Genomic DNA, 14,771 nt, shown 5'->3' with positions numbered 1-14,771 from the left:
AACCGCACGAGACGACCGTGTCTCAACCGCAGAAGAGTTGAGCAGCAGACCGAATGGAGCAGCAGATCATGGCAAGCAGTGTGATTCGTGTCGGGATCATCGGCGCGGATACGAAGGCGAGCTGGGCCGGCGCATCGCACGTCCCCGCGCTGGCGGCCCAACCGCAGCTCGTGCTGGCGGCGGTGGCGACCCGGCGTGAGGAGAGCGCTCGAGAGGCCGCCGAGGTGTTCGGTGCCGAGCGTTGGTACGCCGACCCGTACGAGCTGATCAACGACCCGTCGATCGACCTCGTCACCGTCGCCGTCAAGGTTCCGGCACACCGCGAGCTCGTGCTCGCGGCCCTCGCGGCGGGCAAGGCCGTCTACTCGGAGTCCCCGCTGGGCGCGAGCGTTGCCCAGACGGAAGAGATGGCCGCGGCGGCCGGTACCCTGCACACCGCGATCGGGCTGCAAGGGAGCCTCAACCCGTCGGTACGCCGGGCGGCCGAGATCATCGCCCAGGGCCGGCTCGGGCGACTCCTGTCAGCCCGAGTGACCGCGACGACCTTCGGGAACGGCCCGGAGTCGGTGAGCGCCTACGAGTACTTCGACAAGGCCGACGCCGGCGCAGGCTTCATGACGATCGCGGTAGGCCATGTCCTGGACGTGATCGAGACGATCCTCGGCGACATCACCGAGATCGATGCACGCACGGAGCTGCTCTGGCCCGAGGTGAAGCTGACCGACACCGGCACGACCACCACCCGCGAGGTCCCGGACCATCTCGACGCGATCCTCAAGACCTCGTCCGGAGCTGCCGTCGGAGTGCAGGTCCTCGCCGGTGTCCCGGTACCCGATGCCCGGTTCAGCCTCGAGGTCCGAGGCGCCGACGGCTGGCTCAGGCTGACCGGCAACCACCCCGCCGGCGTCCAGGTCGGCGACCTCACGCTGACCTCGAACGTCGACTTCGAGGCGCCCGACAGCCCCGTCGCCACGGGTACCGGACCCGCCGCGGCCGAGATCTGGGCCGGTGCCGCCATCAACGTGGGCGAGGTGTACGCGAGCCTCGCGCGCGACATCGCCGACGGGACCCACCACACCCCTGGGTTCGCGCACGCCGCTCACAACAGCCGCCTGGTCGCCCGGGTCGAGCGGGCCGCACGAACCGGTGTCCGAGAGTAGGTGTGCCGGCAGGACCAAGTCCTGGTGTCCGCAGCAGTCTGCGCGGACACCAGGTCGCACCCGGCGCTGGAGCCATCGAGGTGGCCTCCACAGCGCGCTGGTGTCCGCCGACGCGTCCCAGCCTGTGCGGACCAGGCTCGGCGTCGTCGACCGTCAGGATCGGCTGGGCAGGATCGTCAGCTGCCCGATCCGGTCCATGTTGGCGTATCCCCATTCGCACAGCGGGCGCAGCGTTTCGGCGAGACTCGCGCCGAACGGTGTCAGGGAGTATTCGACATGAGGCGGAAGCTCCTGGAAGTCCTTGCGGACGATGACGGACGCAGCTTCAAGGTCTTTGAGCGCGCCGATCAACACCTTCTCCGTCACGCCGTCGACCAGGCGGCGCAGCTGGCCGAACCTCTGCGGGCCGTGTGCGGCGAGCTGCCAGAGCACCAAGGACTTCCACCTGCCGCCGACGACGGACAGTGCGGCGTCCAGTCCGGAGTAGAACCCACGCTCGGTCATCTGGATCGACCTTTCCACCAGCCGCCACGGAAAGCCTCGCCCGTGGGACGGAAACTCGCTGTTGATTCTCTCGGCCGAAGGGATGGATTCGGCGGTCAACGGTCCCGCCAGGCGAGCATCTTCTCCAGCTCGGAAAAGTTGTACCCGTTCTCGTCGGGATGGATCTCAGTGGTGAACAGGGTCACCCCCTCGGCGACAAGAGCGTCAGAGGTGGCCTCGTCGGTCCAATCAACTCCGCGTTCGATCGTCGCCTCATCTCGCCCGGCCTCCTCGACGAGGCCCTTGAGCAATTCGTTCTTGCGACGAAACTCCTCGATGGGCTCGAAGCTGTGCCAGATGTCGGCGTAGCGCGCCACGATCGGCAGGGTACGGCGTTCGCCGCCACCACCGATGAGGATGGGGATGTCGCGCACCGGAGCCGGAGTGAGCTGCTGCAGCCGGTTCTTGATGCGCTCGAGGCTTTCCTCGAAGTGGTCGAAGCGCGACTTCGTCGTGCCGAAGTCGTACTGGTAGACCTCGAAGTCCTTCTGGTACCAGCCGGTCCCCAGACCGAGGATGAGCCGACCGTTGCTGATGTGATCGACCGTGCGCGCCATGTCGGCGAGCAGGTCCGGGTTGCGGAAGGCGACGGCCGACACGAGGAGCCCGATCTCCGCCCTGCTGGTGATCTCGCCCCATGTCGCCAGTGCGGTCCACCCTTCGAAGTTGTTGACGTCTTCTTGCACCTCGTGCAGCCTCGGGACGCCGTCGACGATGTCGACGAACGGCTTGTGGAGGTGGTCGTAGCCGAAGACTGCGTCGGCGCCCAGTTCCTCGGCGTGCTGCACCGCTCGGCGCCAGGTCGCGTAGTCGGGTGTGCCGCCGGGCCAGAGCTGGACGCCGATGCGCACGCGGTCGGGCCGGCTCTCGGCAGTGGCGATGTCGGTGGTGCTGGACGTGCCAGGCATAAATGTGCCTCTCGTGTATGCGTGTGGTCTGCATCCCCCACGCCGGCGCTCAGATGCCACGGCAGAGAATTTGACGGCTCGGTCTGTTCGCCTGCGCCGGAATCGAGTGAACATGCCGTCACTTCCCGTGGACAAGTACCGACTTTTTTGTAAGTGCCCCCGGCGGTGGGTTTCCGGGACGGCCAGCTCGTCCAGATTCAGGTGCGGACCCAGCCCGTCCGCGGGGTGTTCGATGAGTGCTTGCCGTTGACGAAGACCCCGCGCTCTCGGGGGTCGCTCATCTTGGTTCGCCCCGTCGTGACCAGGGCCGAGGATGGCAGCGGTTCCATGATGGGATCGCACCAGCTGACCGAGCGGAGGAGGAGCAATGAGAGGACATGCCCCGACCCTGCGAGACGTCGCCGACCTGGCTGGCGTGTCATCCACGACGGTGTCGCGCTTCATCAGCCGCAGCGGCTTCGTCAGCGCAGGAGCGCGTGCGGCGATCAAGCAGGCGATCGACGAGCTCGGCTATGTCCCGTCGGCGTCTGCACGCGGACTCGCATCGCGGCACACGGGGATGGTCGGTCTGTGCCTGCCCGTCGTCGAGGCCGACGCCGACCTGGCGGACCGCCGGTCGTCCGGCCCGGCGCGCGGCGCTCCGGGTGGCGAGGCGGTGACCATGGTGGTCGACGCGGAGCCGGACTCCCTCGTCTCCTGGGGCGGCATGTACTTCGGCGAGGTGGTGCGTGGCGCCGAGTTCGCGGCCTGGGACGCGGGGCTCGCGATCACGGTCGCGATGACCCGGACCCCCGACCTCGAGGCGCGGGTGCTCAACATGGCCGGCCGGGTCGACGGCATGGTCGTCGTCAGCGGGACGCTCCCGGAGGACCTGCTCGACCACGTCGCCCGCCGCGTGCCGGTCGTGCTTCTTACCGGGCTGAGCCCGGCGAGCGCCCACGACCGCGTGACCGTGAGCAATGCGGAGGGCGTGGAGCGCCTTGTCGACCATCTCGTGGCGGACCACGGGATCACGACGTTCGAGTACGTGGGCGCGTGGGCCGGCACACCCGACGACGACGAACGCTTCCGCGGATTCCGCCGCGCTCTGCTGCGGGCCGGTCTCCAAGCGCCCGAGGCTCCGCAGCTGCGGGGTGACTTGGGCCGGGGGCGCGGGCGGGAGATAGGAGAGGCACTCGTCGCAGGGCGGAGCCACGGCGTGGCACTGCCTGGCGCGCTGGTGTGCTGCAACGACAACACGGCGCTCGGGCTCCTCGACGTCTTCGCGGCGTACGGCATCCGCGTCCCGGACGACGTGGTGGTCACCGGCTTCGACGGCATCGAGGCCACCCGAACGTCCGCGCCGCCGCTGACCACCGTGGAGCAGCCGATGGCCGAGCTCGGGCGTGCGGCGGTGGAGGTCCTCACCGCTCGGATCGCGGAGCCCGCCCGCCGCACGGTGACCAGGAGCCTCCCCGTCACCGTGGCGCTCCGCGCCAGCTGCGGCACCCACCGGGCGAGTCCCTGACTCTCTCGTCGCCCGGTGCTACCGCGAGAAGGGTGGGACTGCCGCATGGACCGGCGCCGTCGAGGATCACCGGCGCGCCACCTCACCCGACCGCCGCCTACGGTGAGCGGGGCGGTTCACCGCGGGTCAGGCCGGCCATTCCTCGGCGAGCAGCCCGAACCGCAGGACGTCCATCCACACGCCTGAGCGGTGCAGCTTCGCCTTGCGGCTGTGCTCCTCGCGCCGCATCCCGATGCGCTCCATGAGCCGCCACGACGGCTCGTTCTCGGCAAAGCACCGCGCATGCACCCGCCGCAGTCCGAGAGCGCCGAAGCAGACGCCGACGATCGCCCGGACGGCCTCCGTCGCGTAGCCGCGACCACCGTAGACAGGGTTCAGCGTCCATCCGAGCTCCGCCTGCGAGCTGCGGGCGGCCTCGACGGTCTCGCGCTGCGCCGACCCGTCCTCGACGCGCACCATCATGTCACCGAGGACCGTGGCGCCCTCGGCCGTCACGAGCTCGATGACCAGCAGGACCGCGAGGCGTTCGGGCCGCACCAGCTCGGCGCGGAACGTGTCCAGGTCCTTCGGGTTGTTGGAGATCCACTGCGTGACCTCGGGTAGCCGCCGATGCCGCCACAAGGCCTCCGCATCGTTCGATGTCACCCGCCGGATACGAAGCCGTTCGGTGCGGACTGGCCACAGGACCACGTCGAGAGGATCAGGCACGCAGACACGATACGTGGCGGTCGACGCCCGGACGCCGATCGCCGTCCTGATCGCCCTCTCGCACTCCTCATCGTGGCAGTCTGCGCCAGGGCCGCCCCACCGGTGGACTCGGCCATCAGGTTCGGTCGGCGGCCGGCTCATCTCGCTCGGCGCGGTCGCGGCGAGCGCGGTCGCCTCCGTGCTGCGACGGCCCGTGCGTCGGCCGGCACGACCGGTGCCCGTTCCATCCGCGGCGGGCACGCGTTCGCCCTCGTCAGCGGCGTGTCGCGGCGCTGTGCGGCACCACGAGCGGGCGGCCCGTGAGCGGGTCGTCGATCACCACGGCGGGCAGGCCGAACACATGCTCGACGAGGTCGGCCGTGACGATCTCCTGCGGAGCGCCGGAGGCGACCACGGCGCCGTCCTTCATCACCACCAGGTGGGTCGCGTAGCGGGCCGCGTGGTTGAGGTCGTGCAGCACCGCCACCAAGGTGGAACCCTCGTCGTTGAGCCGCGCGAACAGGTCGAGCAGCTCGATCTGGTGGGCGATGTCGAGGTAGGTGGTGGGCTCGTCGAGCAGGAGCAGCGGCGTCTGCTGGGCGAGCGCCATGGCCACCCAGACCCGCTGGCGCTGGCCGCCGGAGAGCTCGTCGACGAGCCTCTGGGCGAGCTCCTCGGTGCCGGTCGCCGCGAGCGCCGCGGCGACCGCGGCACGGTCGGTGGCGGCGTCGCGGTGGAACAGGTCCTGGTGGGGGTAGCGGCCTCGCGCGACGAGGTCGGCGACCGTGATGCCGTCGGGTGCGACGGCGGTCTGCGGCAGGAGCCCGACCTGGCGTGCCACCTCCTTGGTGCGCAGCTCGGCGACGGAGCGTCCGTCGAGGACCACCTGCCCCGCGGTAGGGCGCAGCAGGCGGGCGAGTCCGCGCAGCAACGTGGACTTGCCGCAGGCGTTCGGGCCGACGATCACGGTGAACGACCCGTCGGGTACGGCCAGGTCGAGGCCGTGGGAGACGACACGGCCGTCGTAGGCGAGCGTCACGTCGTCGGCGCGCAGCCGGGATCGTTCCATCGGTTCCTCCGGGTGGTTCGGGTGCGGCGTCGGGCGGGGTCCGGGGTGGTCATGCACGCCTCGCCTCCCGGACCAGGACGCCGAGCAGGTAGAGGCCGCCGAGCACGACGGTGACGACGCCGACCGGCACGGGCTGGGCCGGGACGTACTGCGCCAGCAGGTCGGCGCCGAGCAGCAGGAAGGCGCCGGTCAGAGCGGAGTGCACCAGCGGGATGCCGGCGCCGGTCCGGAGCCGCCGGGCGACCTGCGGCGCGGCGAGCGCGATGAACGCGATGGGCCCGGTCGCGGCGGTGACCAGCGCGGTGAGCAAGATGCCGAGCCCGATGATCGCCAGCCGCGTCGGCTCCACCCGCACGCCGTGCGCGGCGGCCGCGTCGTCGCCCAGCTCGAGCTGCCGCAGCGGCCGGCTCGCCCAGACCACGAGCGGCGCGGTGATCAGCAGGACCCCGACGGCGGGGACGACGTCGGACCACGAGGTGAGGCTGAGCGACCCGGTGCCCCAGATCGCGGCGCCCATGGCGACCTCCTCCTGGGCGCGCAGGAGGAGCCAGGTGTTCAGGGCGTGCAGCATGGCGGTGACGCCGATGCCCACGACGATGAGCCGGAAGCCCTGGACGCCGCGCCGGTAGGCCAGCAGGTAGACCAGGATCGCGGTGCCGAGGCCGCCCAGGAGCGCGCCGGCCGTCGTCGTCACCACGCTGGTGCCGAGCACCACGGTGACGACGACGACCCCGGTGTAGGAGCCGGTGGCGAACCCGATCAGGTCGGGCGAGCCGAGCGGGTTGCGGGTCAGTGTCTGGAACAGTGCGCCGGAGATCGCGAGCGCCGCGCCGAACAGGACCGCCGCGGTGACGCGCGGCAGCCGCCACTCGAGCACCATCGTGGACTCGAAGCCGCTGGTCCCGGTCAGGGCGGTGAGCACCTGGGGCACGGTGAGCGGGTAGTCGCCGAGCATGAGCGCCACGACGGCCAGCACGAGGGTCGCGGCCGCGAGCAGCAGGGCGATGGCCGTCGGGCCGAGCCGGGCCGGACGCGGCCCGGCGGCACGAGTCAGCCGGACGGCGCTCACAGCGCGAACGCCTTCTGCCGGCGGACCAGGGCGATGAGCACCGGGGCCCCGACGAACGCGGTGACGATGCCCACCGGCATCTCCCCCGGCCAGAGCACGACGCGGGCGAGGACGTCGGCGGTCAGCAGCAGCACGGGCGCGAACAGCACGGTGAGCGCGATGATCCAGCGCTGGTCGGGCCCGGCGACCCAGCGGGCAACGTGCGGCACCATCAGTCCGACGAACGAGACGGGTCCGACGATGGCCGTCGCGCCGCCGGCCAGGAGGGTCACCGCCAGAACGGCGCCCACGCGGGTGAGCCAGACGGTGGAGCCCAGCGCCGTGGCGACATCGTCGCCGAGAGCGAGGGCGTTCAGCGACCCGCCCAGCAGCAGGGCCGTGACCAGACCGATCGCGAGGAACGGCAGCACCGGTCCGGCGACCTGCCAGCCGCGGTCCACCAGGGACCCGGTCTCCCAGGTCAGGAGCGTGTTGAAGGTGCGCGGGGCCGCTATGCGCAGGCCGGAGACGATGCCGGCCAGCACTGCGGTGAGCGCCACGCCGGCGAGGGTGAGCCGCACGGGGTCGACGCGGGCACCGCCGGAGCCGCCGACCAGGGCGACCGCGACCGTCGCGACGAGCGCGCCGGCCAGCGCGAGCCAGACGTACTGCTCGGGACTGCCGAGGCCGAGCAGCACCACGCCGAGGGCGACGAAGAACGACGACCCGGCGGTGACGCCGAGGATCCCCGGGTCGGCGAGCGGGTTGCGGGTGACCGCCTGGACGAGTGCGCCCGCGACGCCCAGCGCGATCCCGACCGCGCAGCCGATGACGGTGCGCGGCACACGCAGCTCGACCACCGCGTGCCAGTCCCCCGCGGGGACGTCCTGGCCGAGCAGGGCGGCGACGACGACGTCGGGCGGGACGGGCCTGCTGCCGACGGCGAGGCTGGCGACGATCACGACGAGGAGCGCGACCGCACCAGCACCGAGTGCGAGGTGGCGGGCCGCGACGGGGTGGTGAACCGGCGAGTGGGACATAACGGAGGTTAGGCTAACCTAATTGCGACGCCGCTCCGGCACCGCGTCCGTCCCGCACGTACCGTTCCACGGAAGAGAGCTCCGCCCCGATGCGTTCCCCACGCCTGCTCACCGCAGTCCTGGCCCTCCCCGTCCTCGCGCTCGCCGCCTGTTCCGCCGCGGAGGGCTCCCCGTCCGCGGAGGGCTCCGCGGACGCCGGCGGGGTCTATCCGGTCACGATCGACACCACGTTCGAGCCGGTGACGATCGACGAGAAGCCGGAACGCGTGGTCGCGCTCGGCTGGGGCGACGCCGAGGTCGCGCTCGAGCTCGGTGTGCAGCCCGTCGGCGCGTCGGACTGGCTCGCCTTCGGCGGCGAGGGCGTGGGCCCCTGGTCGGCGGGCCTGTACGACGAGGCGCCCGAGATCCTCGGCACCCTGGAGCTGTCCTACGAGGCCGTCGCGGCCCTCGAGCCCGACCTCATCCTGGACACGCACAGCTCCGGTGACGAGGAGCGCTACGAGCGGCTCTCCTCCATCGCCCCCACCGTCGGCGTCCCCGAGGGCGGCGAGTCGTACCACACGGACTACGACGTGCAGGTGACGATGATCGCCCAGGCGCTGGGCGTGCCGGAGCAGGGCGAGGAGCTGCTCGCCGAGGTCGACGAGGCGTTCGAGCAGGCCGCCGCCGACCACCCCGAGTGGGCCGGCACCACGTTCACCGCCGCGACCCGCACCAGCGAGGGCTGGGGCGCCTACGTCAACGACGGGCGCTCCCTGTTCATGGAACGGCTCGGCTTCGAGGCGAGCCCCACCATCACCGACCTGCCCGTGGAGGAGAACGGCTGGAGCGTCCGGATCTCGCAGGAGCAGCTCGACCTGCTGGACTCCGACCTGATCGTCGCGTTCCCCATCTGGATCGACGCGAAGGAGATCACCGAGGACGCCGGCTGGCAGCAGATCCCGGCGGTCGCCGACGGGCGCGCCGTCGTCATCGGCGACGACCTCTCGGCCGCGTACTCGCTGGGCACGCCCGCCGCCCAGCTCTACGCCCTGCAGGAGCTCACGCCTCTGATCGAGGAGGCGCTGGGCTGATGGCAATGACGCTCACGGCACCGGCCACGCCGGCGCCTGCGCTCGCGCCCGTACGGAGGCCGCTCAAGCCCGCCGCCGCGCAGGTCCGCACGTTCGAGGTGGTCGCGAGCCGCACCGTCTCCCCCGGCTTCCGCCGGGTCACGCTGCGCAGCACCGGGGACGGCTTCGAGGACGAGTTCGAGCACTTCGGCCACGACCACTGGTTCCGGCTGTTCTTCGCCGACGTCGGCCAGGAGCTGGACCTGCCGTTCGGCCCCGCGGACGGCTGGTACGCGCGGCTGCTCGCGATGCCGGAGGTGACCCGCCCTGCCGTCCGCAACTACACCGTGCGCCAGGCGCGCCGGGTGGGCAGCCGCTGGCAGCTCGACGTCGACGTCGTGGTGCACCGGGACGCGGCGGGCCAGGTCGACGGCGCCGGCGCCCGCTGGGCACAGCGGTGCCGGACCGGTGAACGCGTCGGCCTGCTCGACCAGGGCCGCATCTTCGACGCCGACGCGCACACCGGCCCGGTGCTCGTGATCGCCGACGAGTCCGGCCTGCCCGGAGTCGAAGGCATCGCGAACACCCTCGACGGCCGCGCAGCCACCTACCTGCTGGAGGTGCCGCACGCGGCCGACCGGCGAGCCCTGCCCGCCGCCGACGTCCGCTGGCTGGTGCGCGAGGATGGCCGGCCTGCCGGCTCCGCGGCGCTCGACGCACTGCGCACGACCCGCGTGGACCCGGCCGCCTACGTCTACGTCGTGGGCGAGGCGTCGTTCACGCTGGCGGCGCGGGCGCACTGCCTGAGCGCCGGCGTACCCCAGGCGCGGATCGACTTCTGCGCGTACTGGCGCCCGGGCCGGAGCCACTGAGCCACGGTGGCCGGCGGCGCGGTCAGGACACCGCGGTCGGGGCGATCGCGATGGCGCACGCTACCGCTGCGCGACAGCGGTGGTCGCCGGAGCCCCCGGCCTCTCAGAAGGTGGTCGTCATTCCGCCGTCCACCGTGAGGGTCTGGCCTGTGATGAACTCGGCGGACGGCCCTGCGAGGAAGACGACCGCACCGGCGATCTCGTGCGGGCGACCCCAGCGCCCCAGGCTCGTACGCCGCTGCAGCCACTGCTGCCACTTCGGGTCCTGGGCCAGTGGGGCGTTGGTCTCCGTGGCGAAGGTACCCGGGGCGACCGCGTTGACCCTGATCCGGTGCTCGCCCAGCTCGGCCGCGAGCGCCCTGGTCATCCCTTCGACCGCCGCCTTGGCCACCGGGTAGCCGACGTCGCCACGGCGACCGAGCTGTCCGATCACGGACGAGACGTTGACGATCGCGCCGGGTGCTGCCCGTTCGATCAGGCCGGTCGCGATCTGGCGGCTGAGGGCGTAGGCGGCCACGACGTGCACCTGGAGCAGCTGGTTCAGTGCCTCCGGCGTGATCTCGGCCAGGCCCCGGCGGTCTCGGTGCCCGACATTGTTCACCAGGACGTCTACGGGCGAATGCTGCTCCAGGACGGCAGCCGCCCGAGCCGGGTCGGTCGCATCGAAGCAGACCGCGTGGACGTCCAGTGCGTGCGCACGGAGCTCCTCGACGGCCCGGTCCAGGGTGGCCGGGTCGCGCCCGTTCATCAAGACGCGTGCTCCGGCCTGCGCCAGACCGCGAGCGATCTCGTACCCGAGCCCGCGCACCGAGCCCGTGACGAGCGCGACCCGTCCGCTCAACCCGTACATGGCCGTCAAGCCGTTGCCGTCTCGGACTGGCACGTCCACCTCCGCTGCAGCGCTCTCGTTATGGACTGTAGCGACCGGGTGCCTGAAATGTCGCCACCGACGATCCTGCGATCGCCGTCGGTGCCTCGGACGCCGCACGACGTCTGGCGGCGCCTGGTCGTTCAGGGCCGTGCACAGGCTCGGGTTGGCTGGGCCTGGCGGAGGCTCAGGCCCCCCGTGCACCCGAGGAGAGTGCGTGCTCCAGCAGGACCTCGGCCGCAGCGCGAGCGTGACGACCGTAGGCGGGTTCGTCGAGCACCATCGCTCGGCTGACCGCCCCGTCGGAGAGGGTGACGAGCTGCTCGGCGAGCGACTCCGGCTCGTCGACCCCGAGCTCGTCGAGCAGGCTGGTCACCAGCGTGAGCATCTCCAGCTTCTGCTCCCGCGCGAGGGCGTGCACACGGTCGGCGGGGTCCGGGTGCTCGGCCGCTGCCTGGATGAACGGGCAGCCCCGAACAGCGCCGTCCGACCTGGGTGGCACGACGAACAGTGCCAGGAGGCGGTCACGCGGCGGGAGATCGGCACGCCTCAGGGTGTCGAGCAGCGTGTACCCGGAGTGCAGCAGGCCGTCGAGCTGCGCCAGGACCAGCTCCTCCTTCGTCGGGAAGTGCGCGTACAGGGTCCGCTTGGAGACCGGGGCCGCTGCCGCGACATCCTCCATCGTGGTCGCAGTGATGCCCTGCCTCGCGAACAGGCTGCTCGCCGCGCTGAGCGCCCGCTCTCGTCCTCCGCGCCCGGCCCGGCGTACGGGTGTCTCGCTCATATCGTCAACTATACGCCAGCGTTTACTTCGGCGCGATGGTCAGTTACGGTGGCTCAGGTAAACGGAATCGTGTACTTAGGAGCATTCGTGGCAGTGGTGTCCAGCGACCTCACCCGTACGGCCGAGCGGCTCATCCGCGGCCGACACGCGACCAGGGCGTTCCTGCCCGACCCTGTCCCGGCGGAGACGATCGAGGCGGTCTTCGACCTGGCCGGGGCCGCGCCGTCGAACAGCAACGCGCAGCCCTGGCGAGTCGAGGTGGTCAGCGGCGCCGCACGGGACGAGCTCGCCGAGGCGCTCCTGGCCGCGGACCGCGCTGGTCGGCGCACCGTCGACCTGCCTTACAGCGAGGACATCTACACGCCCGTGCACCAGCGCCGGCGGGCGGCCTTCGGTGAGGCCGTCTACGGGGCGCTCGGTATCGGACGCGACGCGCACGACCTGCGCGCCGCGTACGACGCGCGGAGCCTGAACTTCTACGATGCGCCGCACGTCGCCCTGCTGTACGCACCGGAGTCGGGCAACCCGCGCCTGACCGCCGACGTCGGCATGTATGCGCAGACCCTGCTGCTGGCGATGGAGGCTCATGGGGTCGCGAGCTGCCCGCAGGGGCTCCTGAGCTTCTACGCCGACACGGTGCGCGAGACGCTCGGCGTGACCGGCGGGAGGCTGCTGTTCGGCATCTCGTTCGGTTACGCCGACCCCACTGCCCCCGTCAACGCGGTAGCCATCGGTCGCGCACCGCTGGGCGAGACGACGCGCTTCCACCACTGACGGCGGCCCCCGAGGGGACGCACCCCGCACCCTGGCGCCCTGTCCTGTCTCCTCGATCCCGAGCAAGTCTCTTGCGGTTTCGTAAGATCTGCGGCATCCGTGCCACCCGTGGCTACGCTCACGCCATGCCAGCTTTGCGCGGGTTGCTGTGGTGCGGTGTGGCCGGACCCGTGCTGTTCATCGTGATCTTCCTGGTCAGCGATGCGATCAAGCCGGGCTACGACCCCGTGCGCGATGCGGTCAGCGAGGCGGCGATCGGCAGCGGCGGCTGGCTGCAGAGCACCAACTTCATCGTGTCCGGACTGCTCGTCGCGGCATCTTCCGCGGCGGTCACCCGGGCCGTGGGTCGATGGACGGGCGCCCTGGTCGGTGTGGCCGGGGCCGGACTCGCCCTGGCCGGCGTCTTCGTCTCGGACCCGGTGCCCACCGAACAGGCGAGCTGGCACGGGATGATCCACAACGCGGCGGGAACGGCCAGCTCGGCGGCCCTCGTCATCACCTGCTTCGTGGCCGCGCGATGGCGGCCCACCTCACCCTGGCGCTGGTACTGCCTCACGGTCGGAGTCTCCGTTCCGCTGATCTTCGTCGCCGCCCTCGGGGCGGACGAGACCCTCGGCACCTGGCAGCGCCTCACCAACATCATCGGGTGGACCTGGCTGGCCGCACTGGAACTGCGCGCACTCAGCAAGACACCCTCGACCGACCATGTCGAAAGGACACGCGCATGACCGCCCACCACGAGACGTCCGTACCCGACGGGACGCAGCAGGAGCACACGAGCCGGTCCCGGCCGGACGGACCCGCACCGGCCCTGGCACGCGCCCTGGCGCTCCTGGCCTCCCTCGTCCCCGGCGGCTCGGTGACACCCGTCGCCCCCGGGGCAGACATCGTCGACACCACCGTGCCGGGGCCGATGCTGAACGGGCTGGCGCTGACCGCGGCGGGACATGAGCGTGCCGACCTGGACCGTGCGCTGGCGGACGCCGCCAGGCGTCTGCCGGCATGGTCGATGCAGGTGGTCGGGCACAGCCCTACCCAGGCCGAACGATCAGTGGCCACCGACCACGGTCTGCGCGAGCTCCGGCGCCCGACGATGATCCGCTCGCTGGCAGACCTGCCCGAACAGGACGGTGGCGCGCTCCCCGCGACCTTCCGGATGGTCCGGACGCCCGAGGACCGCGCCGCGTTCACGCGCGTGCTCGGCGAGTCCTTCGGCACCGACGACGGCTACGGCAGGCCGTTCGTCGCGGACGAGGTGCTCGCCCACCCCGCGGCCAGGGTCTACGTCGCGGTGGTCGACGGACAGGTCGCGGCCACCGGGCTCAGCTGGCTCGACGAGCAGGGCTGGCTCGGGATCTATTCGGGCGGCACGGTCCCGGCCCTGCGCCGGCGCGGCCTGGGCCGCGCGCTGCTGCTGCACCGCCTGGCCGAGGGCCGGCGCGCGGGCGCCCACACCGCCTACCTCCAGTCCAGCGAGATGGGCCGCCCGCTCCACGAGAAGCTGGGCTTCGTGGACAGCGGCGACGACGTCGTCTACTTCACCCGCTGACCGGGGCGCGGGGCACCGGGAGCCGTCGTCCGACGTAGCGGCTTCCGGTGCCCCGCGCCTTCCTGCTTCCGCACAGCATCGGGAGCACCGTCGACGGCCCTCGGCCCGTCAACGGACGGCTGTGCGGATCCCGTCGACGGCGAAGTACGCTCCCAGACCACCCAGGAACGTGCCCGCGACCCGGTCGACGACACCCACGCTGCGTGCGTAGACACGCTGCGGCCCCGGCGCGGACAGGACCGTCGCCACGATCAGGTACCACGCCGTCTCGACCAGCGTCACACCGACCGGCACGGCCACCAGCGTGGCCACCGACGCATCGTGCGGCAACGCCGTAGCGAAGATGCTCCCGTAGACCACGATGGTCTTCGGGTTGCTCAGGTGCGTGAGCATCGCCGGCACGAACGCCCGCCGAGAGCCCGCGCGTGCCTGCCCCGCCTCGACCGGCGCCCCGGTCCGGTGCGCACGCCACATCCGCACCCCGAGATAGACCAGGTAGATCCCACCAGCCACCTTGAGCACCGTGAACAACCATCCGGCATAGACCAGGGCCACACCCAGGCCCGTCACCGCGATCACCGAGAAGACCAGACTGGCCGCCCCGATCCCCGCCGCCGCCAGCCGCCCCTTGCGCGGGCCCGCAGACAGAGCGGTCTGCGCCACCACGATGAAGCTCGGCCCCGGACTCACCGCCCCCAGCGCGATCACACCCACGATCGTCACGAGTGCTACGACATCGACCACGGTCTTCTCCTCCGTTCTCGACGGCCCTGCGGCCGGTCGTCGGTGCTGTGCAAGACGAGGCCCCTGCTCGGTGACCTCGACGATGCCGACGACGTCCATACGCTAGACACGGCAGAGGCCAGGCATGCGAAGTCCTACAGCCACGTAAGAACTCCCGGCACCGGAG

General features: G+C 71.6%; 16 protein-coding genes. 7 read left to right on the top strand and 9 right to left on the bottom strand.

Annotated elements, in window-relative coordinates; all coding sequences use genetic code 11:
- Positions 1–68 precede the first annotated feature (68 nt).
- Entirely contained in the window at positions 69–1,160 is a 1,092-nt protein-coding gene (locus tag ACO229_RS07345) for a Gfo/Idh/MocA family protein (protein WP_423464365.1), read from the top strand.
- 153 nt (positions 1,161–1,313) lie between these two features.
- Here the strand turns inward: ACO229_RS07345 and ACO229_RS07340 are convergent, their stop codons facing one another.
- Both ACO229_RS07340 and ACO229_RS07335 read right to left on the bottom strand, forming a co-directional pair.
- The gene (locus ACO229_RS07340; protein WP_423464364.1) at positions 1,314–1,763 is read right to left on the bottom strand and encodes a winged helix-turn-helix transcriptional regulator; all 450 of its coding nucleotides are present in this window, start codon (positions 1,761–1,763) and stop codon (positions 1,314–1,316) included.
- Positions 1,760–2,611 (bottom strand): LLM class F420-dependent oxidoreductase, encoded by an 852-nt coding sequence (locus ACO229_RS07335; protein ID WP_423464362.1) that lies wholly within the window; start codon positions 2,609–2,611, stop codon positions 1,760–1,762. Before ACO229_RS07335 ends, ACO229_RS07340 begins: the two co-directional genes overlap by 4 nt.
- A gap of 367 nt (positions 2,612–2,978) precedes the next feature.
- On the opposite strand from ACO229_RS07335, the gene ACO229_RS07330 reads away from it, so the two are divergent.
- Entirely contained in the window at positions 2,979–4,118 is a 1,140-nt protein-coding gene (locus ACO229_RS07330) for a LacI family DNA-binding transcriptional regulator (RefSeq protein WP_423464361.1), read from the top strand.
- A 126-nt stretch (positions 4,119–4,244) separates the two neighbouring features.
- Here ACO229_RS07330 and ACO229_RS07325 read toward each other — a convergent pair whose 3' ends face one another.
- From ACO229_RS07325 to ACO229_RS07310, 4 genes are all read right to left on the bottom strand, one after another.
- Complete coding sequence (locus tag ACO229_RS07325; RefSeq protein ID WP_423465276.1) at positions 4,245–4,808, bottom strand: GNAT family N-acetyltransferase; 564 nt, start codon at positions 4,806–4,808, stop codon at positions 4,245–4,247.
- Positions 4,809–5,079: 271 nt separating this feature from the next.
- Entirely contained in the window at positions 5,080–5,874 is a 795-nt protein-coding gene (locus ACO229_RS07320; protein ID WP_397432806.1) for an ABC transporter ATP-binding protein, read from the bottom strand.
- Positions 5,875–5,923: 49 nt separating this feature from the next.
- Complete coding sequence (locus ACO229_RS07315; RefSeq protein WP_423464360.1) at positions 5,924–6,943, bottom strand: FecCD family ABC transporter permease; 1,020 nt, start codon at positions 6,941–6,943, stop codon at positions 5,924–5,926.
- On the bottom strand, positions 6,940–7,962 hold the full coding sequence (locus tag ACO229_RS07310; RefSeq protein ID WP_423464359.1) for a FecCD family ABC transporter permease: 1,023 nt from the start codon (positions 7,960–7,962) through the stop codon (positions 6,940–6,942). The genes ACO229_RS07315 and ACO229_RS07310 overlap by 4 nt, the downstream gene beginning before the upstream one ends.
- 89 nt (positions 7,963–8,051) lie before the next feature.
- Here ACO229_RS07310 and ACO229_RS07305 point away from each other — a divergent pair, with 89 nt between their 5' ends.
- Together ACO229_RS07305 and ACO229_RS07300 are read left to right on the top strand one after the other, a co-directional pair.
- The gene (locus tag ACO229_RS07305; RefSeq protein ID WP_423464358.1) at positions 8,052–9,035 is read left to right on the top strand and encodes an iron-siderophore ABC transporter substrate-binding protein; all 984 of its coding nucleotides are present in this window, start codon (positions 8,052–8,054) and stop codon (positions 9,033–9,035) included.
- Positions 9,035–9,886, top strand: coding sequence for a siderophore-interacting protein (locus ACO229_RS07300; protein WP_423464356.1), 852 nt, complete (start codon positions 9,035–9,037; stop codon positions 9,884–9,886). The genes ACO229_RS07305 and ACO229_RS07300 overlap by 1 nt, the downstream gene beginning before the upstream one ends.
- Before the next feature lie 103 nt (positions 9,887–9,989).
- Here the strand turns inward: ACO229_RS07300 and ACO229_RS07295 are convergent, their stop codons facing one another.
- Positions 9,990–10,769, bottom strand: coding sequence for an SDR family oxidoreductase (locus tag ACO229_RS07295; protein WP_423464355.1), 780 nt, complete (start codon positions 10,767–10,769; stop codon positions 9,990–9,992).
- Positions 10,770–10,941: 172 nt separating this feature from the next.
- Complete coding sequence (locus tag ACO229_RS07290) at positions 10,942–11,538, bottom strand: TetR/AcrR family transcriptional regulator (protein WP_423464354.1); 597 nt, start codon at positions 11,536–11,538, stop codon at positions 10,942–10,944.
- 87 nt (positions 11,539–11,625) lie between these two features.
- On the opposite strand from ACO229_RS07290, the gene ACO229_RS07285 reads away from it, so the two are divergent.
- The 3 genes from ACO229_RS07285 (at position 11,626) to ACO229_RS07275 (ending at position 13,861) form a co-directional block, all read left to right on the top strand.
- On the top strand, positions 11,626–12,312 hold the full coding sequence (locus ACO229_RS07285) for a nitroreductase (RefSeq protein ID WP_423464353.1): 687 nt from the start codon (positions 11,626–11,628) through the stop codon (positions 12,310–12,312).
- A 170-nt stretch (positions 12,313–12,482) separates the two neighbouring features.
- Positions 12,483–13,040, top strand: coding sequence for a DUF998 domain-containing protein (locus ACO229_RS07280; RefSeq protein WP_423464352.1), 558 nt, complete (start codon positions 12,483–12,485; stop codon positions 13,038–13,040).
- Positions 13,037–13,861, top strand: a complete 825-nt coding sequence (locus ACO229_RS07275; RefSeq protein WP_423464351.1) for a GNAT family N-acetyltransferase — start codon at positions 13,037–13,039, stop codon at positions 13,859–13,861. The genes ACO229_RS07280 and ACO229_RS07275 overlap by 4 nt, the downstream gene beginning before the upstream one ends.
- 108 nt (positions 13,862–13,969) lie before the next feature.
- Here ACO229_RS07275 and ACO229_RS07270 read toward each other — a convergent pair whose 3' ends face one another.
- The gene (locus ACO229_RS07270; protein ID WP_423464350.1) at positions 13,970–14,605 is read right to left on the bottom strand and encodes a LysE family translocator; all 636 of its coding nucleotides are present in this window, start codon (positions 14,603–14,605) and stop codon (positions 13,970–13,972) included.
- Positions 14,606–14,771: the final 166 nt, after the last annotated feature.

Source organism: Promicromonospora sp. MS192, assembly GCF_049532985.1.
GTDB lineage: Bacteria > Actinomycetota > Actinomycetes > Actinomycetales > Cellulomonadaceae > Promicromonospora.
The sequence above is the reverse complement of the archived record's forward strand: the minus strand, read 5'-3'. Positions and strand labels throughout refer to the sequence as shown.

Coding starts and splice junctions, on each gene's coding strand:
- ACO229_RS07345 (WP_423464365.1), top strand. CDS start 69: ATGGCAAGCAGTGTGATTCGTGTCGGGATCATCGGCGCGGATACGAAG.
- ACO229_RS07335 (WP_423464362.1), bottom strand. CDS start 2,611: ATGCCTGGCACGTCCAGCACCACCGACATCGCCACTGCCGAGAGCCGG.
- ACO229_RS07330 (WP_423464361.1), top strand. CDS start 2,979: ATGAGAGGACATGCCCCGACCCTGCGAGACGTCGCCGACCTGGCTGGC.
- ACO229_RS07320 (WP_397432806.1), bottom strand. CDS start 5,874: ATGGAACGATCCCGGCTGCGCGCCGACGACGTGACGCTCGCCTACGAC.
- ACO229_RS07310 (WP_423464359.1), bottom strand. CDS start 7,962: ATGTCCCACTCGCCGGTTCACCACCCCGTCGCGGCCCGCCACCTCGCA.
- ACO229_RS07305 (WP_423464358.1), top strand. CDS start 8,052: ATGCGTTCCCCACGCCTGCTCACCGCAGTCCTGGCCCTCCCCGTCCTC.
- ACO229_RS07300 (WP_423464356.1), top strand. CDS start 9,035: ATGGCAATGACGCTCACGGCACCGGCCACGCCGGCGCCTGCGCTCGCG.
- ACO229_RS07290 (WP_423464354.1), bottom strand. CDS start 11,538: ATGAGCGAGACACCCGTACGCCGGGCCGGGCGCGGAGGACGAGAGCGG.
- ACO229_RS07275 (WP_423464351.1), top strand. CDS start 13,037: ATGACCGCCCACCACGAGACGTCCGTACCCGACGGGACGCAGCAGGAG.